Below are 21,202 nucleotides of genomic sequence, written 5' to 3' on the forward strand. Positions count from 1 at the left end.
CCAAGCGGGGCTTGGCAGCGCGCGGAAATCAGCCGAAATTCGGCGGACGCTTCTGCATGAAGGCGGTGGCGGCTTCCATGAACTCCGGCGATTTCAGCCGCTCGGTGAAAAGCTCGCTCTCCAGGAGCAGGCGCGCGGCGGTTTCGTCGCGATTCCGGCGCAGCAGGCCCTTGGTCAGCCGAACCGCCTCGGGCGCCTTCGCGGCGATGCCCTGCGCGATGCGCCGCGCTTCGGTTTCAAGCTCCGCGTGGGGGGCGAGACGGGCGGCAAGGCCGATCTTCACCGCCTCTTCGCCGGAAATCCGCCGTCCGGTCAGGAACATGTCGCTCGCCAGCGCCGTGCCGACGACCTGGGGCAGCAGTAGCGACGATCCCGCTTCCGGTACCAGCGCGAGGTCCACGAAGGGCGTCTGCAACATGGCGTTTTCGGACACCACGACGAGGTCGCAGTGCAGCAGCATCGTCGTGCCGACGCCGACGGCAACGCCGCCCACCGCCGCCATCAGCGGCTTTTCCGCGTTCAGGATCGATCGCAGGAAGCGCGCGACCGGCGTGTCCGTCCCGCGCGGCGGATTCGACTGGAAATCGACGAGGTCGTTGCCCGATGTGAACGCCTCGCCCGCGCCGGTCAGCAGCACCACGCGGATGCCGTCGTCGGTTTGCGCGCCGTCGATCGCGTCCGCCATCGCCGCGTACATGGCGTGCGTCAGCGCGTTCTTCTTCTCCGGGCGGTTCATGGTGACGACGAGGACGCGGCCGTCGCGTTCGATGCGGATATGATCGGTCATGCCGGGCTCAATGCCGGAAACGCGCGGCAGTTGATAGCTACGAGAGGGGAGAGGCTTCGCACGGCTTGACTTCGCTCCCCCACACGGGCACCGATCCCCCATGCCGAGCGTGGCCGCAACCATCGCCGAAACTCTCGTCCATCAGGGCGTCAGCCACGTATTCTGCGTTCCGGGCGAATCCTACCTCGCCGTGCTCGACGCGCTGCACGACGTGCAGGACAGGATCGCGCTCATCACCTGCCGCCACGAAGCTGCCGCCGCCAACATGGCGGAAGCCTACGGCAAGCTGAACGGCAGGCCCGGCGTCGCGATGGTGACGCGCGGGCCGGGCGCGACGCACGCCTCGATCGGCGTGCACACGGCATTTCAGGATTCGACGCCGATGCTGCTGTTCGTCGGCGACGTCGGCACCGACATGATCGGGCGCGAGGCGTTTCAGGAGGTTGATTACCGCCGCATGTTCGGCGCGCTCGCCAAGGGTGTGTTCGTGCTCGACCGCGCCGACCGCGCGCACGAAATCGTCGCCTCGGCCTATGCGCTCAGCCTGTCGGGGCGGCCCGGCCCGGTGGTGGTTGCGCTGCCGGAGGATGTTCTCGTCGAGGAGGCGCAGGCGGCCGTCACCGCGCGCATCGAGCCGCCGCAGGCCTCGCCCGATGCGTCTGCCATTGCGGCGCTCGCCAACATGCTCGACGCCGCAGAACGCCCGCTGCTCTGGCTCGGCGGGCCGGGCTGGACCGCCGAGGATGTGGCCGCTGTGCAGAGCTTCGCTGAAAGCGCGAATCTTCCCGTCATCACCTCATGGCGCCGCAAGGACCGTTTCGACAACGCGCACCCGATCTACGTGGGCGAACTGGGGCTCGGTTCGAACCCCAAGCTCATCGAGCGCGTCAAATCCGCCGATCTCATCATCGCGCTCGGCACGCGGCTCGGCGAGGTGGCGAGCCAGGGCTACACGTTGCCCGCAGTGCCGACCCCCGCACAGAGCCTCGTCCATATCCATCCCGATGCCGATACGCTGGGGCGCGTCCGCCGTCCGGCGCTTGCGATCCAGTCGTCGATCCGGCTCGCCTGCGCGGCGCTCGGCGAACTCGGCTTCGCGATCGATGGTTCGCGCTGGGCGGATTGGACCCGCGCCGCGCGCGCCGATTATGAGGCATGGGTGCAACCGACGTCCGTTGTAAACGGTGTTAACATGGCCGAAGTAATCGGCCATCTCGATGCCACGCTCGGCGCCGACACGATCTATTGCAACGGCGCGGGCAACTTCGCCGGGTGGCTGCACCGCTTCCATCAGCATCGCCGCATCGGCACGCAGCTTGCGCCAACATCGGGCGCGATGGGCTACGGCGTTCCCGCCGGGATCGCCGCGAAGCTGCTCCAGCCGGAGCGCGAGGTCGTGGTGCTCGCGGGCGACGGCGACTTCCTGATGTCGGGCAATGAGCTCATCACCGCCGCGCGCTACGGCGCCAATGTGCTGTTCATTGTCGTCGACAATGGCCAGTATGGCACGATCCGGATGCATCAGGCGCGCGATTATCCGGGGCGGCAATCGGGCACCGCGCTCGTGAACCCCGATTTCGCCGCCTTCGCGCGCAGCTTCGGCTGTCACGGTGAAACCGTCGATCGCACCGAAGACTTCCCCGCCGCGCTCGTCCGCGCCCGCGTAAGCGGCGTCCCTGCGCTCATCGCGGTGAAGACCGACCCGCGTGAGATCGCCCCCGGAAGACGGCTGGGCGACGACGCATGACCCGGCTCACGGATGCCGAAGCGGGGGCGCTCGCGTTCCTCGACGATGCCCACGCGCCCATGCTCGCGGCGATTGAAAGCTGGGCGGCGATCAACACCGGCAGTCGCAATCTTGCGGGCCTCGCGCACTATGCCGATGTGCTCGCCGAAGCCTTCGCGCCGCTCGGCGGCGAGATCCGCCGCGTGCCGCCCGCGCCCGTCGAGGCGGTGGACGCCGCGGGCCGCACCTATGCGCTTGCGCACGGCGACAACCTCCACATCGTCATGGACCGCCCGGCGAACAAGCGCGTGCTGCTGACCGGGCACATGGACACGGTGTTTCCTGTCGATCACCCGTTTCAGGCGCTGCGCTGGCTGGCCGACGGCGTGTTGAACGGGCCGGGCGTCGCCGACATGAAGGGCGGTATCGCCGTCATGCTCTGGGCGCTCCGCTGCTTCGAAGCGTCGCCCTTCGCCCGTCAGCTCGGCTGGGAAATCATCCTCAACAGCGACGAGGAGGTGTCCTCGCTCGGCTCTGCGCCGCTGCTCGCCGAAACCGGACGGCGCTGCCAGATCGGCCTCACCTTCGAGCCGTCCTCGCTCCCTGACGGCACGCTCGCGGGCGCGCGCAAAGGCAGCGGCAACTTCTCCGCAGCCATTGCGGGTAGGGCCGCGCACGCGGGCCGCAATCCCGAAGAGGGCCGCAACGCCATCATCGCCGCCGCCGACCTCGCGCTCCGGCTTGATGCCATGAAGGGCCCGACGCTCTCCGTGAACGTCGCCAAGCTGGACGGCGGCGGCCCCAACAACGTCGTGCCCGATACCGCCGTGCTGCGCTGGAACATGCGTCCCTCGACCTTCGAGGATCAGCACCGCGCTTCGCACGCCGTCGCCGATGCGATCAGTGCGGTGGCTGCCGCGCACGACGTTTCGATCCGGCTTTCGGGCAGCTTCGCGCGCCCGCCCAAACCGATGGACGCGCACCAGCAGAAGCTCTTCGATCTCGTTCGCGCCTGCGGCCTCGATCTTGGTCTCGACATCGGCTGGCGCGACACCGGCGGCGTCTGCGACGGCAATAATCTCGCCGCGGCGGGGCTTGCGGTCGTCGATACGCTTGGAGTACGAGGTGGCTCGATCCATTCGGATCAAGAGTATCTGCTTACCGCGTCCCTTGTTGAAAGGGCGCGGCTGTCGGCACTGATCCTGATGCGTCTCGCGCAGGGTGCCTGGGACGGCCACGGGGCCTGATCGGCACCGGCGCCGATCGCCGGAACGATATCGTCCCCGATACACGACCACACGTGTTAAGGCGCGCCCGCGCCGGGGGAGTATATATGGTCTGGTTCATTCGGCCCGCGCGCGCGGACGATGTCGATGCCCTGCTCGTGCTTGCCGAGCAGACAGGCGGAGGCTTCACCAACCTGCCGCCGGACCGGGACGCGCTTGCGCGCCGCATCGGCTGGAGCTGCGAGAGCTTCGCGCGGGACGGTGCGCTTCCGCAGGACGAGCTCTACATGCTGCTGATGGAGGAGGCCGAGACGGGCCGCATCGGCGGCAGCGCGATGATCTTCTCGCGCCTCGGCGGCGAATGGCCGTTTTACACCTACAAGATCGCCACCGTGAACCAGACCTCGAAGGAACTGGGGCGCAACATCACGATGGAGGTGCTGCACCTCACCAACGACTTCAACGGCGCTGCCGAAGTCGGCGGCCTCTTCCTGCTGCCGGAGCTTCGCGCCGAGGGACTCGGTCGCCTTCTCGCGCGCAGCCGCTACCTCTTCATGGCGCGCCACCGCGAGCGCTTCCCGACCCGCGTCGTCGCCGAGCTTCGCGGCTGGCACCACCCGGACGGCAGTTCGCCGTTCTGGGACGGGCTCGGCCGCAAGTTCTTCGAAATGCCGTTTCAGGAGGCTGACCGCTTCAATTCGCTCCACGGCAACCAGTTCATCGCCGACCTGATGCCTCGATATCCGATCTACACCGCGCTCCTCTCCGAAGAGGCGCGCGCGGTGATCGGAAAGCCGCACGACACCGGCGTCCCGGCGCTGAAGCTGCTCGAAAAAGAGGGCTTCATCTACGAAGGCTATATAGACATCTTCGACGGCGGTCCCACCGTCTTCGCCTACATTGACAACATCCGCACCGTGCAGCAGTGCCGCTCGCTCCCGGTCGCCGATCCCGCGCCCGGCGAGAACGGCCCGGTAAGCGCGCTCCTCGCAAAAGGCACGCTGCAGGACTTCCGCGCCTGGCAGAGCCGCGCCGCCGAAACACCGCAGGGCCTTTCGCTCACAGCAGACGAAATCCGGCTGCACGGCCTTCGCCCCGGAGAAATGATCAGCCATGTCCCAGCCTGAACTCGTCTCGACCGATCCGTCCACCGGCGAGGTCGTGTGGCGCGGGCCGGTCGCCAGCCTTGAGGATGTGAACCGCGCCGTCGTGTCGGCGCGCGCCGCGCAGCCGGGGTGGGAGGCGGTGCGCCTCTCGGAGCGCGTCGAGCTGATGCGCAAGTACCAGAACATCGTGCGCGATCGCGGCGAAGATCTCGCGGCGATGATTGCGCGCGAGACCGGCAAGCCGCTGTGGGAAACGAAGACAGAGGTGCAGAGCGTCATCGGCAAGGTCGATATCTCGCTCAGCGCCTATCAGGAGCGCACGGGCAACCGGAAGAAGGAGGGCGAGGGCTTCACACAGCAGCTTCGTCACCGCCCGCACGGTGTGCTCGCGGTGCTCGGCCCCTACAATTTCCCCGCGCATTTGCCGAACGGCCACATCGTGCCTGCGCTGCTCGCGGGCAATGCCGTGGTGTTGAAACCGTCGGAGCTGACCCCCGGCACAGCGGCACTGATGCGCGAATGCTGGATGCAGGCGGGGCTGCCCGAAGGCGCGCTGGAGATCGTGCAGGGCGGCGGCGATGTCGGCCGCGCGCTCGCTGGGCACGAAGGCATCGACGGGCTGCTGTTCACGGGAAGCGCCACGACAGGCCATGCGCTCGCCCGCCAGTTCGCCGAAACGCCGCACAGAATCCTCGCGCTCGAAATGGGCGGCAATAACCCGCTTATCGTGTGGGACGTGCGCGATACGGACCTTCCCGCCGCCGCTGCGCTTATCGTGCAGTCCGCGTTTCTCTCCGCCGGGCAGCGCTGCACCTGCGCGCGCCGCCTGATCGTGGAGGAGGGCAAGCACGAGGCGCTCATCGAGCAGGTGACGGCGCTCATGGACAAGCTCATCGTCGGCGCGCCGTTCGATGAACCGCAGCCGTTCATGGGGCCGGTGGGTGACAATCGCGCTGCTGATCGGCTTCTGGATCAGGTCGCGGGGCTCAAGGCGGGTGGCGCGGTCGCCATCCGCCCGCTGACGCGAATGACACCGGACCGGCCATTCCTTACCCCTGCGTTTCTTGACGTGACCGATGTGCCCCACCGCCCCGACGAGGAAATGTTCGGCCCCGTGCTGCAGCTGATCCGGGTGCCGGATTTCTCCGCCGCGATGATGGAGGCGAATGCCACGCGCTTCGGCCTGTCCGCCGGACTTATCGGCGGCGATCAGGCACTTTACGACCGCTTCTGGTCGGGCGCCCGCGCGGGCATCGTCAACTGGAACCGGCCGACGAACGGCGCGGCGTCGAACGCCCCGTTCGGCGGCGTTGGGGCGAGCGGAAACCATCGGCCGAGCGCATATTACGCGGCGGACTACTGCGCGTTTCCGGTCGCCAGCCTTGAGGAAGCCAAGGTGCGCGGCGCGATCACGACGGGTTTGAAGGCTGACGACGAATGAACACGGTCGAAGTGAATTTCGACGGGCTGATCGGCCCGACGCACAATTACGCCGGGCTCAGCTTCGGCAATATCGCCAGCGCGAAGAACGCCGGCGGCACGTCGCGGCCGCGCGCAGCCGCGTTGCAGAGCCTCGGCAAGATGCGCTTCCTGATGTCGCTCGGCCTGCGGCAGGGCTTCCTGTTGCCGCACGACCGTCCGAACGCGCCGTGGCTGCGCACGCTCGGCTTTGCGGGCAGCGACGCGGAGGTTTGCGCGGCGGCGTTCGCGGCGGACCCAGTGCTGTTCCGCAATGCCATGTCCGCTTCGGCGACCTGGACCGCGAACGCCGGAACGGTGTCGCCCGCGCCTGATACGGCGGACGGGCGCGTCCATATCACGGCCGCCAACCTCTCCACGATGGCGCATCGCAGCATCGAACACACCGAAACGCACCGGCAGCTCGCCATCGCGTTCGCGGACACGCGGCACTTCGCCGTCCACGCCGCCGTGCCCGGCAGGTTTGGGGACGAAGGTGCGGCGAACTTCATGCGCCTGTGCCCGTCCCATGGTGAGAAGGGCGTCGAGGTGTTCATCTATGGCGAAGACCGGCAGGGCCGCTTTCCGTCACGGCAGGATCGGCGCGCTTCGGAGGCGGTCGCGCGACTGAACGGCGTTCATGGCGCGATCTTCTGGCCGCAGTCCGACGCGGCGATCCAGGCCGGCGCGTTCCATAACGATGTCGTCGCGGTTGCGAACGAGCGCGTGCTGTTCGCGCACGAGCAGGCGTTCGAGAACAAAGAGGCGCTCTATGCGGAGCTGCGCCGCCGCCTGCCCGAGATCGAGATCGTCGAGGTCCCGGCGAGCGCGGTGAGCCTTGAGGATGCGATCGGTTCCTACCTGTTCAATTCGCAGCTCGTCACGCTGCCCTCGGGGGAGATGGTGCTCGTGCTCCCGAAGGAGAGCGAGGAGAATGCGCGCGTGAAGGCGTGGCTGGAAACCATGCTCGCGGGCAACGGTTCGATCCGCGCCTGCCATTTCATCGATGTGCGCGAATCCATGAAAAACGGCGGGGGCCCAGCCTGCCTCCGCCTCCGTGTCGCGGTGAGCGAGGCGGCATTGGCCGCGATCGATCCGCGCTTCCTGCTCGATGGTGCGAAGGCGGATGCGCTCGAACGGCTGATCGAAATGCATTGGCCCGAAAGCATCGCGCCCGACGACCTCGGCAATCCCGCACTTTGGGAAACAGCGTGGGAAGCGCGGCGGGCGCTCCTTCAGCGTCTGGAGCTTGCGTAAGCCTCGCCCATGCGGCGGATGGCGGCGATCTTCGTGTTGAAGGCGCTCCAGTCGTCGGCTTCGTCGATGGGCGCCCAGATCGCTTCCACCTCGTCAATCAGCATCGTGCAGGGTTCGGCGTCCGACCAATAGGGATGCGTGGTGTCCGCAGCGGGTTCGTAGGCCGAAACCGCCGTGCGGAACGGCGCGAAGGCATCGCTTTCGTATACAGTATCCGCCGGGCTCGGTCCGCGCCGCGTGCCGCCGCGCCAGTCGAACCAGAAACGATCGGGCACGATGTGGCTCGCGCCGAGCGCCGCCTCGATGGAAAGCGCCAGCGCTTCATCGGATTTTGCGTCGCGCGGCTTCACGCCGAGCCGCCACAGGTAGCGCTCGGCGAGCGCCGCCTCATAGCGTTCGGGATAGGTCTTCAGCGCCGGAATCAGGCTTTCGGGCGGTGCCACAGTGCGCAGCGCCATCGCGAGCTGGTGCAGGTTCCATTGCAGCGCCTCGGCCTGCCGTCCGAAGCTGTAGAGGCCGAACTGGTCGAAGTAGGCGGCAGTGAAGCCGTCGTCCCAGCGGGGCACGAAGCGCCAGGGGCCGTAGTCGAAGCTCTCGGCGGGAATATTGATGTTGTCGGTGTTGAGCACGCCGTGAACGAAGCCGGCTGCACGCCAGCTGGCAGCGAGCCGCGCCGCGCCTGCCACCGCGTGGTCCATCAGCGCGGCATAGGGATCGGCGTGCGTGCCGCCGACAAAGTGGCGCAGGCAATAGTCGACGAGCGGCGGGATTGCCTCCAGCTGCTTGAGATACGCGAGGCGCTGGAAGGTGCCGTAGCGGATGTGGCTGTGGCTGAGGCGCACAAGCACGGCGGAGCGGGTGGGCGAGGGTTCGTCGCCGCGCGTCAGCGCCTCGCCGGTTTCGATGAGGGAGAAGCTCTTCGAGGTGTAGACGCCGAGCGCTTCGAGCATTTCGGTCGCCAGCACCTCGCGCACGCCGCCCTTCAGCGTCAGCCGGCCGTCCCCGAAACGGCTGTAGGGCGTCTGGCCCGATCCCTTGGTGCCGAAATCGAGCAGCCGGTCGTCCGCATCGCGCAGCTGCGCGAACAGGAAGCCGCGCCCGTCGCCGATGTCGGGGTTGTAGGTGCGGAACTGGTGACCGTGGTAGCGGAGCGCCAGCGGCTGTTCGAGGTTGCCCGGAAGCGGCGCGAAGCGGCCGAAATGCTGCAGCCACGCCTCATCCGTAAGATTGCCGAGGCCTACCGTTTCGGCATGGCGTTGGTTCCGGAAGCGCAGGGTGGTCTGCGGAAAGTCCGCCGCCGCGACGGGATCGTAATAATCACTGCCGAGTTCGAGAATGGCGGGATCCGGACGATACCGGACCGTCATGCCTCGCGCGGGTGCGGCAGGCGGCAGGCGCAGCGCACATAGCGGATGGTCTCCGCCTCGACGCGCTTTCTCAGCGCTTCGTCGGCACCGGGCGCGAAGGCGATGTCGAGCGCGGCGCCGACCGCGGAATAGGTCAGTTCGGCAGCGATCTTCGTGTCGACATCGGTAAGGTCGAACTTCTTCGCCATCGCGCGGTACTGGTTTTCCACCCACGCTGCGACGACCTCGTGCGAGGCGCGGTAGAAAGGTTCGGCATCGGGGTTCGATTTCAGGCCCATCTTGCCGTGGCTCGCCGTGCCCGCACAGTTGGCGTTCACGATGTTTTCCCATGACTTCTGCGTGGTGCAGTAATCGAAGCAGCGCTGGATGGTGATGCCGGGTTCAAGGTCTTCCAGCCGGTCGCCGGCTTCCATCGCGGCACACATGCGCTCGCCGTACATGCGGCCCAGCTCTTCCAGAAGGCTGCGCTTCGAACCGAAATGATAGAAGATCGAGCCTTCCGAAACGTCCGCAGCGCGGGCGATGTCGGCGGTGCCGGTTTTCGCAAAGCCCTGCGTCGAAAACAGGTGGTTCGCCGCTTCCAGCACGCGCTGGCGCGTTTCCGCCGGATCGTATCGCCGCGAACGGCTTTCCGCTACGCGCGTTGCCATAAACCTCGGTATCCTCCCACAGTCGATATGGATGATATGGGAACTTTTGAGTGAGAGTCAAAAGATTCGTGTCAAATGATCTGGCGCTCAAGATGCTGCGCCAGATATTCGAGCGTCGCGATCCGCCGGTAAAGACCGCTGTCGCTGACCGCTTTCATTTTGAAAAATTGCTGCATGTGGGGGAAATGCAGGTCGAGCACGCGGCCGAGGAAGGCGGGCGTGAGCAGCCCGCCGTGCTCATCGCGGATCGGCCCTAAACGGCGACGCACCGCATAGCTGCGCTGACGCAGCCAAGGTGGCCGCACGCGGGTGCCGAGCTCGTTCATGCGGTGCGACAGCGTGGGCGGGTGGTCGAAGCTGTAACCGTAGTCTGAGGGATAGGCCGCAAGGACGGGGTCGATGTGCGTCAGCAGCGCGGCTTCGAAGCGGCCCGCGTTTTTCCAGGCAAGCGGCAATTGCAGCGCGCCTGCGATCACCTCGTGGTCGAAGAACGGCATGAAATAGGCGCCCTGCCGTCCCACGACGCTGATTTCGCGGCCGAAGAACGCGCGGCAGCGCATCCGCGGGTACAGCTGTTCAATGAGCGTGCGGCGCAGCTTGCCCGTTGCGCCTGGCTTCTCGATCGCCTTCAGCGCTTTCACTTCCAGCCGGTCGATGAAGCCTTCGGGGTCGAACGCGTCGGTGACGTCGCTGAGCGTATAGCGCGCGAAGAAGGCCCCCATCACCTGCCGGGCGGTCAGCGCACGGTCGGGGAGGTAGAAGAAGTTGCGGAACACCTCGCCGCATCCGCCGGAAACGGCGAGCTGGCCGCCTTCCTGCCGCTGGTGACGCGCGTAGGCGTTGCCGCCGTTGTCGAACAGCCCGCCATCGGTGACGAGCGCGTCGGTCTCGTGGAAGTTGCGCGCGACGATCGCGGGGAAGTCGTCGGGCGTGATGCTCGCGAATGAGGCCTTCTCGAACGGTTCGAAGCGGAAATGTTCATGATCCGCGATGTGCCGCGCCACCTCGACATCGCCGTCGCCGGGGCTGCCGTAGACATAGACATGCGGGCTGACCCCCGCGTCACGCAGCAGCGCGAGCGCGAGGCGGCTGTCGAGCCCGCCGGAAAGCGGGCACTGCATCCGGTCGCCGAAGGCGTCCGCATAGATGCGCGCCGTACCGCGCAGACGTTCGGCCTGCGCGGCGATGCGCTTTTCAACGGGTGTCGAGGAGATGCGTTCGGGCAGCGGCTTCGACACTGCCGACCGTACGGTCTGCGCGCCCAACTCCATCTGCGCGTCCGGTCCCAGCCGTTTCAGCTCGTTGACGACGGTATCGTCGCCTGTGGGAAACACGTTGAATGCGAACTCGTAGACGCCCTGCGGATCGAAGGTGACGCGGTCGAGGCTTTTCGCGGCAGCGAGGAAGCTCGTCGAGACAATGTTCCAGTCCGCGTCGTGGAAGAGCTGGAAGGCGCCGAAGAAATCGGTGAACGCGAAGGTCCGCCCCGCCTTGTGGACGATCGCGGCGAACTGGCCCGTCGTGTTCGACCAGTCTTCGAACGGAAAGCGGAAGTCGCCGAGCAGCGTGCGGAGCGCCGCCTCGCCGAACTTGCCGTCGTGGATGAGCGTCCCTGCGACCGCGATGAAATCGTCTCCATCGCGGTGGACGCAGACATGGCTGTCGTGGATCGGCGCGGCGTGGAAGCCGGCGTGCGCGGCACTGCGGATCGGCGTGAACCGGGTGAATCCGTGCAGGCGAAACTGCGCCTCGGCGGCGGCGATGCGCGCTTCGTCGGCGTCTCCCGTCACTCGGCACAGATAAAAGCCGCCCATGCCGCTCCGTTTTCCTGTTCGTGTACGCCCAACGAATGCCGCGTGATCGTTAATTTCTCGCGCTTTGTCACGCCTTTATCGGCGTATCAACACTGCTATAAGCCAAAACCATGTCACTCACGCCGCCTTCCAGCCGGCCGCGCCTGCTGCATCTGCATTCGACCTTCGATCTCGGCGGCAAGGAGGCCCGCGCCGTGCGCCTGATGAACGCGTTCGGAGACGCGTTCGTGCACGACATCGTGAGCGCGGTGCCCGAGGCCGTCGGCGCCGCCCGCCAGATCGCGCCGCACGTGGAAGCACGCGTGCTTCAGGATTTCCCGCCGCTCGCCGGACGCCTCACCCTTGCGAAGCTGAAGGCGATCGCCGCGGCGATCATACGCGGCAATTATGACCTCGTGCTGACTTACAATTGGGGGGCGCTCGATGGGGTGATGGCGAACCGCCTGTTCGCGCATCGCCCGCTCGTCCACCACGAGGACGGCTTCAACGACGACGAAGCCCTTCGGCAGAAGCCCGCGCGCGTGCTCTATCGCCGCCTTGCGCTGCCGTCGGCGTCCGCGCTCGTCGTGCCGTCAGAGGTGCTGGAGCGGATCGCACTCGGCCCGTGGAAGCAGCCGCGCGGTCGCGTGGTTCGCATTCCGAACGGCATCGACAGCGCCCTTTTCACCGCACCGCCACCTGCGGGCAGCATTCCCGGCTTCGAGCGGCGCGAAGGCGAGGTCATCGTCGGCACGCTCGCGGGGCTCCGCAAGGTGAAGAACCTGCCACGCCTCGTCCGCGCCTTCGCAGCGGCGACGCGCATTGTCAGCGCCCCCGCGCGCCTCGTCATCGTCGGTGAAGGGCCGGAGCGCGAGGCGATCCTCGCCGCCGCGGCGGACGCGGGTATCGCGGATCGTCTGCTCATGCCCGGCTTCCTCGGCAAGCCCGAGACGTGCGTCGGCCATTTCGACATCTTCGCACTGTCGTCAGACAGCGAGCAGTTTCCCTTGAGCCTCGTCGAGGCGATGGCAGCCGGACTGCCGGCGGTCTCCACCGACGTCGGCGACGTCCGCGCCATCGTTTCCGAACGCAACCGGCCGATGATCGCGCGCGTGGACGACGACATGGTGCTTGGCAGGCTGCTCGCGCGGATGATCGGCGATCCGCTGCTGCGCGCCGAACTTGGAGCCGCGAACCGCGCTCGCGTGGTTGCCGAATATGATGAGGCGGTGATGGTGGAGCGATACCGCGATGTTTATTCCCGCGCGATGACAGGCAGGACATGAAGATCGAGGACCGCCTGCGCCGTGTCATGCGGCCGACGCTGCCGGGCCTGCTGGCGCGCACCCGCGACGACGGCGGAAGACTCAGGCGTCCGCCGAGGCTCTCGCCGCTCGGCAGCCTCGCGGTGCGTGTCTGTATCGTCCTTACGCTGCTCGGCATCGCGCTTGCCGGCCACTGGTTCGATCGCGACGGCTACCGCGACGCGACAGATCCCGAAAACGAGATCAGCTTCATTGATGCGGTGTATTTCACCGCCGTCACCGTAACGACCACGGGCTTCGGCGACATCGTTCCGATCACGGATCGGGCGCGCCTGTTCGATGCGCTGGTGGTCACGCCGATCCGTCTATTCGTGTGGCTGCTGTTCCTCGGCACCGCGTATCAATTCCTCGTCCAGCACATGTGGGAGAAGTGGCGCATGAAAAGCATCCGCGCGCGCCTGACGCAGCACTATGTCGTGGCCGGCTACGGCACCACGGGCACCGCCGCGGTCGATGAACTCGTCGCAAATGGCATCGATCCGCAGCGCATCGTGGTGATCGATCCTTCGCCCGCGCGCGTGGAGGCGGCACTTGCCGTTGGTGTGATGGGGCTCGAAGGCGATGCCACGCGCAACGAAACCCAGTCGCTCGCGCGCATCGAGGCGGCGGAGAGCTTCATCGCCTGCGGCGGCCGCGACGATACGAGCGCGCTTCTTGTGCTCACCGCGCGCCAGCTCAATCCCAAGGTGCGGATCAGCGCGATCATCAAATCCGAAGACAATGAGGATCTCGTCAGGAAGGCGGGCGCCGACACCGTGATCAACCCTGTGACGCTCGGCGGGCACCTGCTCGCGCGTGCGGCGGGCGGCAGTCACGTCGTTGATTATATCAACGATCTCGTGACGGCGGCCGGGCGCGTGCAGCTTGTCGAGCGCCCGGCTCAAGCCGATGAAATCGGAAAACCGCTCGCCTCCTGCGGGGGCGGTCTCGCCGTGCGCATCATTCGCGGCGATCAGGCGATCGGCTTCTGGGAGCCCGGCGCGACAAGCATCGCTGCCGGCGATATCATCCTCGAAATCGTGCCGCTCGCCGCCTGAATTTTCAGGCGATCGCGGCGGCCCTGCCGGCTGGCATTTCGGCGGCGCGTTCAAACACCAGGCCGCAGCGGTTGCCGATCACCCACACGATGCGGGCATCGACCTTGCCGGTGGTCTCGGTTTCGAACCGGATGCGGGTGCCTTCGTCAGGCGGCGTTGGCAGCTCGATCATCGCGCCGCCCAGCGAAATGTTGCGGACAGCAACCGTGCTGCGCCTCCGACCGACCGTGATTGCCCCGGACATGCGGGTGGAAACCCGTCCGCGCGCATCGCCTTTGCTGTCGTCAATCATTCCAACACTCCCCCCAACTTGAAGTAACACTGATGCAACCGTGTGTATTTTTCTGCGTTACCAACATGCACCCCGTCGTATGGCCCCCCGGCCGGTTTGCGGCGGCGACTTCGGAGGACGCAGTCGCCGCCGCCGGGGTGTGACCGTGATCGGTTGAGAGGAACAGGATCACGGTCGAACATGTTGGCGTTCGTTGGAAAAGTAGAACGGATGGGTTGAAGGTCGGGGAGTAAAAACCGGTTGCCGGGATCGCGACTTACGATAGATTTGGCTTTGCGCGGGGCTTTTGAGGGGGCGTTGCCCTCAGCGTCGCGCGGCTGCTTGTAACTGTTACATCGGTGGTTTTGGGAACGGCCAACTTTCTTGTGAAATCAGGCGCATGTGCCTTTAACCGAAAGTTAAGACGTTTCCGGTTCGTAACAACTTGATGAACGACTGCAAGGCGGCGAGGGGGAGGGAGGTCTTTTGATGCACCACGACCCCATTAGGCCGGGCGATGCGCTCCGGCGGAAAGCGGATGCCGAACTCGATGCCATCGAGTCCGATCCGGCATTTCAGCGATCGCCCGTCATGCGTCGACTGCTGCGCTTTCTTGTAACGGAAACGCTTGCGGGGCGTGGCGACAAGCTGAAGTCTTACGCGATCGCCGTGGAGGCGCTTGGGCGCGAACCCAGTTTCGATCCGCAGACCGATTCCTATCCCCGCGTGCAGGTGGCACGCCTCAGAAAATTGCTCGATGCCTACTACGCGCACGCCGCGCCTGTAGGGGACGTGCAGATCCGGGTTCCCAGTGGCGGCTATGCCGTGGAGTTCGTTGGCGGCGCACCCGCCGCCACGGAAAAAATTGTCAAATCGAAAACAGGAATTGCGCATTACGCCATTATCGGCGGCGCCGCATTCGCGCTTTTGCTGGCCGCGATTTTCTTTTGGCGCACCGACGAGAATGTCTGGCGCGTTCGCAATTTTCCAACCATCTATCTCGCGCCGGTCACTGCGCTTGATGTAATGCAGGAACAGCGCGCCGCAGCAATCGATCTAACGGCGGGCCTCAGCGATGGGCTCGACCGATTCACCGCCATAGATGTCGTCAACGCGCCTTCGCCTGCGGTCGATTATCGGCTCGATACCACACTACGCGCCGTCCCCGGCGGAACGCGCATCAACGTCATGCTCACGCAGCTTGATACCGGCCGCGTGGTGTGGTCGCGTTCCGGCCTGCGGGAAGTGATCGAGGGGCGCATATTCGATGTCGATGAGCTTGCGGCGACGCTGAGCGCGCGGCTCGCACAGCCTGCCGGCGTCATTCACGCCGACGGGGATCAGCGGAACATCGACATCAACACGCCCTACGGTTGCTGGCTGGCGCTGCGATCCTATTGGCAGATGATGCCGCCGGAAGACGAACCGGCGGTTCGCGCCTGTGTCATGACATGGGCGGCGGAAAACCCGAAATCGGCGATGGCGCACGGTGCCCGGTCGTGGTTCCTGGCGCAGGATGCGCTGAAGCTGAAAGGCAAGGCGCGGGATGATCTCCTCGCGCAGGCCCATCAAGAGGCGCAGAAGGCGGTGAACCTTCAGCCGAACGATCCGGGCGCGCAATATTCGCTGATGCGAACGGCGCTTTACCTGGGCCGCGAACGGCAAGCCCGCGCGGCTGCGGATCGGGTCGTGTTCCTCAACGGCAACAATCCCGAATTCATGTCCGGGGTCGCCATGTTCAAGATCATGATGGGCGATGCGGATGGCGAAGCCGTGCTGCGCAAGGCGCTGTCTCTCCACGCCAACCCGCCGCAATGGGTGCAGTCGGGCCTGTTCTTCGCTGCTGTCGCGCGGGATGATGGGCCCGCGGCGCTCGCAGCCGCTAAGGAATTACAGGCGCCTGCCGGGACGCCGCTGCAGCATGCGATGATGGCGATGGCGCTCGCCCGCTCGGGGCGGATGGCAGAAGCCCGCGACCATTGGGCAGAGGCGGTGGAGGTCGATCGGCAATATGCCGAAAATCCGGCGCGCATTTTCGATCCCTTGCCGCTTGCGCCTGCGATCCGCGAGCGCAGCCTCCAGTGGCTGATGCGCGCGGCGTCTGCCGCATAGCGTTCAAGCGGCTTTCTGTGCCGTCAGCCATTCGTTGAAATATGCCTCCAACACGTCGAGCGGCACGGCGCCGTTTTCGAGAACCGTGTCGTGGAAGGCGCGGATGTCGAACCTTTCCCCGAGTTCCTTTTCCGCGCGGGCGCGCAGCTCGCGGAACTTGAGTTCGCCGATCTTGTAGGCAAGCGCCTGCCCCGACCAAGTGATGTAGCGGTTAACTTCGGCATCGACGTTCGCAGCCGAAAGTGCCGTGTTCTCCAGCATGAAATCGACCGCCTGTTGCTTCGTCCAGCCCTTCGCATGGATGCCAGTATCGACGACGAGGCGGCACGCGCGCCACATTTCGTAGGAGAGGCGCCCCATGTCTTTCTCGGGCGTGTCGTAAAGCCCCATCTCGATGCCGAGACGTTCCGAATACAGGCCCCAGCCTTCGACGAACGCCGTGAAGAACGCGCCGTGCTTGCGGAAATCATGCAGGTCGAGTTCCTGCTGCAGTGCAATCTGCAGATGGTGGCCGGGCACCGCTTCATGCACGCCGAGCGCTGGGAGTTCGAACAGCGGGCGCTGATCGAGTTCGGTCAGATTGACGCGGTAAACGCCCGCGCGGCCTGCGGCGATCGCGCCAGGCTCGTAATAGGCGGTGGTGTTGCCCGCCGCCTGATCGTCCGGGATCGGCAGCACCGTGTAGGGCAGGCGCGGGAGTTTGCCGAACAGCTTTGGCAGGTGGCCGTCGATTGTCTTCGCGAGCGCGCCCGCGCGCAGCATCAATTCCTCGCCGGTCTTCGCGTAATATTTCGGATCGGTGCGCAGCATCGCGATATAGGCCTTGCGGTCGCCCTTGAAGCCCGACCGCTTCACCACCGCATCCATCTCGGCGCGAATGCGCGCGACCTCGCTGAGCCCGAGCTGGTGAATTTCCTCGGCCGTCTTGTCCGTCGTCGTCTGCTGCTTGATCCGGTAGGCGTAATAGGCCGCGCCGTTCTTTGTCTCGGAAATGCCCATGCTCTTCCGGCATTTGGGGGCATATTCCGACGTGTAGAATTTCAGGAAATCGCGGTAGGCGGGTGTCACAACCGTTTCCACGGCCTTTTCCGCGCGCGCTTTCAGCGCCGTCCAGTCGCGGTCCGCAATCGTCGCCGGCTTCGTGCGGAACGGAAACATGAAACTGCTCTGCGCCGCGCTCGGTGCAATGCGGCCCTCGATGGTCTTTTCGAAACCCTCCATCGGCACGCACGGCTGCGTGAAGCCTTCGGCGATGGCACGGCGCGTGACCGCGATACCGTCGGCGTTCTGTTTGCCGTAGGCCTCAAGGCGGCCGACGTAGCTTTCGTAGTCGGCCTTGTTAAAGAACGGGGAATCGTCGGCAAGGCCTGCGAATGCCATGTGCCAGCCGTAGCGGTTCGTGAACAGCACCGTGCGTTCCTGCCCGAATGCCGCACCTTCGACGCTGCTCTCCAGGCTGCGCTTCAGAATGCGGTAATCGATGCGGTTGGCCTTCGGCAGCGCATCGATGGAAATGGCATTGAGCCGCTTCAGGAATGCCGCATCCGCCGCAAGCCGACGCTCGTATCCCGCAAGCGAGATGTCGTCGAGCTTGCCGTCGCCGCGCCGGTCGCCGAGGCTGGTGGCAAGGCGCGGGTTCTCGGCAAGCGCCATCTGCCAGACGTCGTCGCGCAGCGCCGCGAAGTCGTCGGCGGGCGCGGCCCATGCGCCGGAAGCAACAAGCGACAGGCTGATCGCGGCGAGGCCGAGTTTCATGTGGGTCTCCCGGAGGATATTGTTATACAGCCGCACGATAAGGCCGATGGCGGGGAGTGCAAGATGACGATTTCGGAAGACCGCCGTTTCCTCGGTCACCCCATCGGTCTCGGCTATCTCGCCTTCACGGAGGCGTGGGAGCGCTTCTCCTTCTACGGCATGCAGGCGCTGCTCGTCCTCTACATGACGAAGGAGCTCCTGCTTCCGGGCCATGTCGAAAACGTCGCGCTGTTCCAGCCGTTCAGCGCACTCTACGGGGGAATCCAGGGACAGGCGCTCGCCTCGGCGATCTTCGGCACCTATGCCGCAAGCGTCTACCTCACCCCCATCCTCGGCGGCTTCCTCGCCGATCGCGTGCTCGGCAAAAGGCGCACCGTCCTGCTCGGCGCGATCACGATGGCAGTCGGCCATTTCCTGATGGCGTTCGAAGCCGCCTTCCTGTTCGCGCTGCTCTGCCTCGTGCTCGGCAGCGGCATGTTCAAGGGCAATATCGCAAGCCAGGTCGGCGCGCTCTATGGCCCCGGCGACCTGCGCCGCGCCGACGCCTTCCAGATCTTCTACCTCGGCATCAACGCGGGGGTCATCGCCTCGCCGCTCATCGTCGGCACGCTCGGCGAAACCGTCGGCTGGCATTGGGGCTTCGGCGCGGCGGGTATCGGTATGCTGATCGGCCTCGCCATCTACGTGGCGGGCCAGAAGCATCTGCCGCGCGAGCATTTCGAGCCGCGTGCGGAGGGTGCCGCCGCCCCGCCCAAGCTGCAGAAGGGCGACTGGCCGGCGGTCATCGCGCTCCTTCTGCTCATCCCGGTGCTGGCCGTGGCGATCGTGCCCAACAACCAGATCTTCAACGCCTACCTCGTCTGGGGCGACCAACAGTTCGACTTGGACTTCATGGGCGAGAAGCTGCCGACGACCTGGCTCGTCACGCTGGACGCGGTGGTCAGCGTCAGCTTCCTCGCGCTCGTCGCGCTGTTCTACCGCTGGTACGGCAAGCGCTGGAAAGAGCCCGACGAGATCACCAAGATCATCATCGGTTCGGCCTTCTCGATCGGCGGTATGCTCTGCCTTTACATGGCCGCGGAGACGCAGGGACCGGGCGAGAAGATCGGGCTGGCGTGGCCGGTGGCGTTCCACTTCGTGAACAGCATCGGCTTCGCGCACATGCTGCCGGTCAGCCTCGCACTCTTCGCCAAGCTGGCGCCGAAAGCGATCAACGCCACGGTCATCGGCCTCTACTACCTCGCCTTCTTCACGGCGAACGCGCTCGTCGGGTGGATCGGCGGCTTCTACGAAACGATGCAAACCACTGAGTTCTGGCTGCTCCACGCCGGGCTGGCGGCGGGCGCGGGCGTCGTGTTCGTGGCGTTCAAGCTGCTGATGGGCAGGCGGCTCGCCGGCTAGGCCGCGACCGCCGCGCCGAAGCGCCGCCGGTAGTCGCCGGGCGAAAGGCCGACGCGTTTCTGAAACACCTTGCGAAACGCGCCCGCGTCCTCGTAGCCGACCTCCCATGCGATCCGGTCCACGGGGCGTTTTGAGAACTCCAGCAGTTCGCGCGCCTTGCCGACGCGGAGCTGCTGGCAATATTCGGTTGGCTTCATGCCCGTTGCGGCGCGGAAGCGGCGCAGGAAGGTGCGCTCCTCCATGCCGGCGTGCTCCGCCATCGCGGTGACACTGACGTCCCGGCCGCCCTTGACCTGCAGCCAGTGCTGCACCTTCAGGATCGCCTCGTCGCCGTGCGTCAGCTTCGGCGCGAACGTGCTGTAGTGGCGCTGCTCGCGGCCGACGGGATCGACGAGCAGGTATTGCGCTGTTTCCATCATCACCGACGGGCCGAGGAAACGATCGACGAGACGGAGGCCGAGGTCGGTCCAAGCCATCAGGCCGCCCGCGGTGACGATGTCGCCGTCCTCCACGATCATCTTGTCGGCATCGAGGTTCACGTCCGGGAAACGGCGCCTGAACGGTTCGGCGAAAAGCCAGTGCGTGGTGGCCGTGCGCCCGGCGAGCAGCCCGGTGGCGGCAAGGATGAACGCGCCGCCGCACACCGAGCCGAGCGTTGCGCCCTGCGCGTGCCGATCGAGCAGCCAGCGCGCATAGGGCTCGGTCTCTTCCGGCGTCGGCACTTTCGACAGCGCGCCCGGCACGACGAGCACGGCAGGGCACGAACCGGCATCGGGCATCGTATCGAAACTGCGGCGGAAGCCCTCATCGCCGCGCGCCCAGTGGCTCACCCGCAGGCGCTCGCCCCCGTGCGATTGCGAAAGCTCGCTCGCGATCTGGAACAGATCGCTCATGCCGTGGATCATGCCAAGCTGCGCGCCCGGATAGGTGACGATGCCGATTTCCGCGACTGCGCGATCATTTGTCACTTTTGACCCCTACAATGTCGGTTCCGCCAATCCGCATCCTGCCGCACGCCGCGTAGAACGTCCACCAGAAGCCGACGCGATCGCGGCGGCAGACATTCAGGAAGGAACCTTGTCATGAGCACGATCACCACAAAGGACGGCACCCGCATCTTCTACAAGGACTGGGGTTCGAAGGACGCGCAGCCCATCGTCTTCTCGCATGGCTGGCCGCTGACGGCCGACGCGTGGGACCCCCAGCTCGTGTTCTTCGCCAATGCCGGCTACCGCGTCATCGCCCACGATCGCCGCAGCCATGGCCGGTCCGATCAGGTCTGGCAGAACAACACGATGGATCAGTATGCCGACGACCTCGGCGAACTGATCGAACAGCTGGACCTCAAGAACGTCGTCCTGATCGGCCATTCGACGGGCGGCGGCGAGGTGACGCGCTATGTCGGGCGCCACGGCACGGGTCGGGTCGCGAAGGTTGTGCTGCTCGGTGCGGTGCCGCCGCTGATGCTGAAGACCGAAGCCAATCCCGGCGGGCTGCCGCTCGAAGTGTTCGACGACATCCGCAAGAACACGTTCGGCAACCGCTCGCAGTTCTTCAAGGACATCGTCGTGCCCTTCTACAATTACAACCGCGAGGGCGCCGTGCTTTCCGAAGGCATCCGCGACAACTTCTGGAGGCAGGGCATGATGGGCGGCCTCAAGGGCCAGCTCGACTCGATCAAGGCTTTCTCGGAGAGTGATTTCACCGAGGACCTGAAGAAGATGGACGTGCCCGCGCTCATCATCCACGGCGATGACGACCAGATCGTGCCGATCGGCGCCTCGGCGCTGCTCTCCTCGAAACTGGCGCCCAAAGCGACGCTGAAGATCTACGAAGGCAGCGGCCACGGTATCTCGGAGCAGGACACCGACCGTTTCAACGCCGACGTTCTCGCCTTCATCAAGGGTTGAACCGTCAACAAACGATCAGGC

At 65.8% G+C, this 21,202-nt stretch carries 17 protein-coding genes; 10 read left to right on the forward strand and 7 right to left on the reverse strand.

The features are described from left to right. Positions 1-28 precede the first annotated feature (28 nt). The gene (locus H2052_RS00495; protein WP_293776613.1) at positions 29-787 is read right to left on the reverse strand and encodes an enoyl-CoA hydratase; all 759 of its coding nucleotides are present in this window, start codon (positions 785-787) and stop codon (positions 29-31) included. A gap of 100 nt (positions 788-887) precedes the next feature. Between H2052_RS00495 and H2052_RS00500 the strand changes: the two genes are divergently transcribed. From H2052_RS00500 to H2052_RS00520, 5 genes are all read left to right on the forward strand, one after another. Further along, entirely contained in the window at positions 888-2,534 is a 1,647-nt protein-coding gene (locus tag H2052_RS00500; RefSeq protein ID WP_293776616.1) for a thiamine pyrophosphate-binding protein, read from the forward strand. Continuing rightward, on the forward strand, positions 2,531-3,760 hold the full coding sequence (locus H2052_RS00505) for a hydrolase (RefSeq protein WP_293776619.1): 1,230 nt from the start codon (positions 2,531-2,533) through the stop codon (positions 3,758-3,760). Before H2052_RS00500 ends, H2052_RS00505 begins: the two co-directional genes overlap by 4 nt. An 86-nt stretch (positions 3,761-3,846) precedes the next feature. After that, positions 3,847-4,866: an arginine N-succinyltransferase gene (locus tag H2052_RS00510; RefSeq protein WP_293776622.1), complete on the forward strand. Its 1,020-nt coding sequence runs from the start codon at positions 3,847-3,849 to the stop codon at positions 4,864-4,866. Next, positions 4,853-6,286 carry a succinylglutamate-semialdehyde dehydrogenase gene (astD, locus tag H2052_RS00515; protein ID WP_293776625.1) on the forward strand — a complete coding sequence of 478 codons (1,434 nt, stop codon included), beginning with the start codon at positions 4,853-4,855 and terminating at the stop codon, positions 6,284-6,286. The genes H2052_RS00510 and astD overlap by 14 nt, the downstream gene beginning before the upstream one ends. Beyond that, positions 6,283-7,560 carry an N-succinylarginine dihydrolase gene (locus tag H2052_RS00520; protein ID WP_293776628.1) on the forward strand — a complete coding sequence of 426 codons (1,278 nt, stop codon included), beginning with the start codon at positions 6,283-6,285 and terminating at the stop codon, positions 7,558-7,560. The genes astD and H2052_RS00520 overlap by 4 nt, the downstream gene beginning before the upstream one ends. Here H2052_RS00520 and H2052_RS00525 read toward each other — a convergent pair. The 3 genes from H2052_RS00525 to H2052_RS00535 form a co-directional block, all read right to left on the reverse strand. Further along, positions 7,539-8,927 (reverse strand): protein adenylyltransferase SelO family protein, encoded by a 1,389-nt coding sequence (locus H2052_RS00525; RefSeq protein WP_293776630.1) that lies wholly within the window; start codon positions 8,925-8,927, stop codon positions 7,539-7,541. The genes H2052_RS00520 and H2052_RS00525 overlap by 22 nt on opposite strands. Beyond that, the gene (locus tag H2052_RS00530) at positions 8,924-9,577 is read right to left on the reverse strand and encodes a TetR/AcrR family transcriptional regulator (protein ID WP_293776632.1); all 654 of its coding nucleotides are present in this window, start codon (positions 9,575-9,577) and stop codon (positions 8,924-8,926) included. The genes H2052_RS00525 and H2052_RS00530 overlap by 4 nt, the downstream gene beginning before the upstream one ends. A 71-nt stretch (positions 9,578-9,648) precedes the next feature. Next, on the reverse strand, positions 9,649-11,391 hold the full coding sequence (locus H2052_RS00535) for a hypothetical protein (protein ID WP_293776635.1): 1,743 nt from the start codon (positions 11,389-11,391) through the stop codon (positions 9,649-9,651). Positions 11,392-11,501: 110 nt separating this feature from the next. Between H2052_RS00535 and H2052_RS00540 the strand changes: the two genes are divergently transcribed. Both H2052_RS00540 and H2052_RS00545 read left to right on the forward strand, forming a co-directional pair. Then, positions 11,502-12,656 carry a glycosyltransferase family 4 protein gene (locus tag H2052_RS00540; protein WP_293776637.1) on the forward strand — a complete coding sequence of 385 codons (1,155 nt, stop codon included), beginning with the start codon at positions 11,502-11,504 and terminating at the stop codon, positions 12,654-12,656. Beyond that, positions 12,653-13,732: a potassium channel family protein gene (locus tag H2052_RS00545; protein WP_293776638.1), complete on the forward strand. Its 1,080-nt coding sequence runs from the start codon at positions 12,653-12,655 to the stop codon at positions 13,730-13,732. Before H2052_RS00540 ends, H2052_RS00545 begins: the two co-directional genes overlap by 4 nt. A 4-nt stretch (positions 13,733-13,736) precedes the next feature. Here H2052_RS00545 and H2052_RS00550 read toward each other — a convergent pair whose 3' ends face one another. Beyond that, entirely contained in the window at positions 13,737-14,024 is a 288-nt protein-coding gene (locus H2052_RS00550; RefSeq protein WP_293776640.1) for a PilZ domain-containing protein, read from the reverse strand. A 468-nt stretch (positions 14,025-14,492) separates the two neighbouring features. Here H2052_RS00550 and H2052_RS00555 point away from each other — a divergent pair, with 468 nt between their 5' ends. Next, positions 14,493-16,115: a hypothetical protein gene (locus H2052_RS00555; RefSeq protein ID WP_293776643.1), complete on the forward strand. Its 1,623-nt coding sequence runs from the start codon at positions 14,493-14,495 to the stop codon at positions 16,113-16,115. A gap of 3 nt (positions 16,116-16,118) precedes the next feature. Here H2052_RS00555 and H2052_RS00560 read toward each other — a convergent pair whose 3' ends face one another. After that, positions 16,119-17,870, reverse strand: coding sequence for a DUF885 family protein (locus H2052_RS00560; RefSeq protein ID WP_293776646.1), 1,752 nt, complete (start codon positions 17,868-17,870; stop codon positions 16,119-16,121). 63 nt (positions 17,871-17,933) lie between these two features. On the opposite strand from H2052_RS00560, the gene H2052_RS00565 reads away from it, so the two are divergent. Beyond that, positions 17,934-19,271 carry a peptide MFS transporter gene (locus H2052_RS00565; RefSeq protein WP_293776648.1) on the forward strand — a complete coding sequence of 446 codons (1,338 nt, stop codon included), beginning with the start codon at positions 17,934-17,936 and terminating at the stop codon, positions 19,269-19,271. Here H2052_RS00565 and H2052_RS00570 read toward each other — a convergent pair. Beyond that, positions 19,268-20,239, reverse strand: a complete 972-nt coding sequence (locus H2052_RS00570) for a GlxA family transcriptional regulator (RefSeq protein WP_293776650.1) — start codon at positions 20,237-20,239, stop codon at positions 19,268-19,270. The two genes, H2052_RS00565 and H2052_RS00570, sit on opposite strands and share 4 nt — an antisense overlap. A 114-nt stretch (positions 20,240-20,353) precedes the next feature. Here H2052_RS00570 and H2052_RS00575 point away from each other — a divergent pair, with 114 nt between their 5' ends. After that, positions 20,354-21,181: an alpha/beta hydrolase gene (locus H2052_RS00575; RefSeq protein WP_293776652.1), complete on the forward strand. Its 828-nt coding sequence runs from the start codon at positions 20,354-20,356 to the stop codon at positions 21,179-21,181. Positions 21,182-21,202 lie beyond the last annotated feature (21 nt).

This window comes from Sphingosinicella sp., assembly GCF_013911755.1.
GTDB lineage: Bacteria > Pseudomonadota > Alphaproteobacteria > Sphingomonadales > Sphingomonadaceae > Sphingosinicella.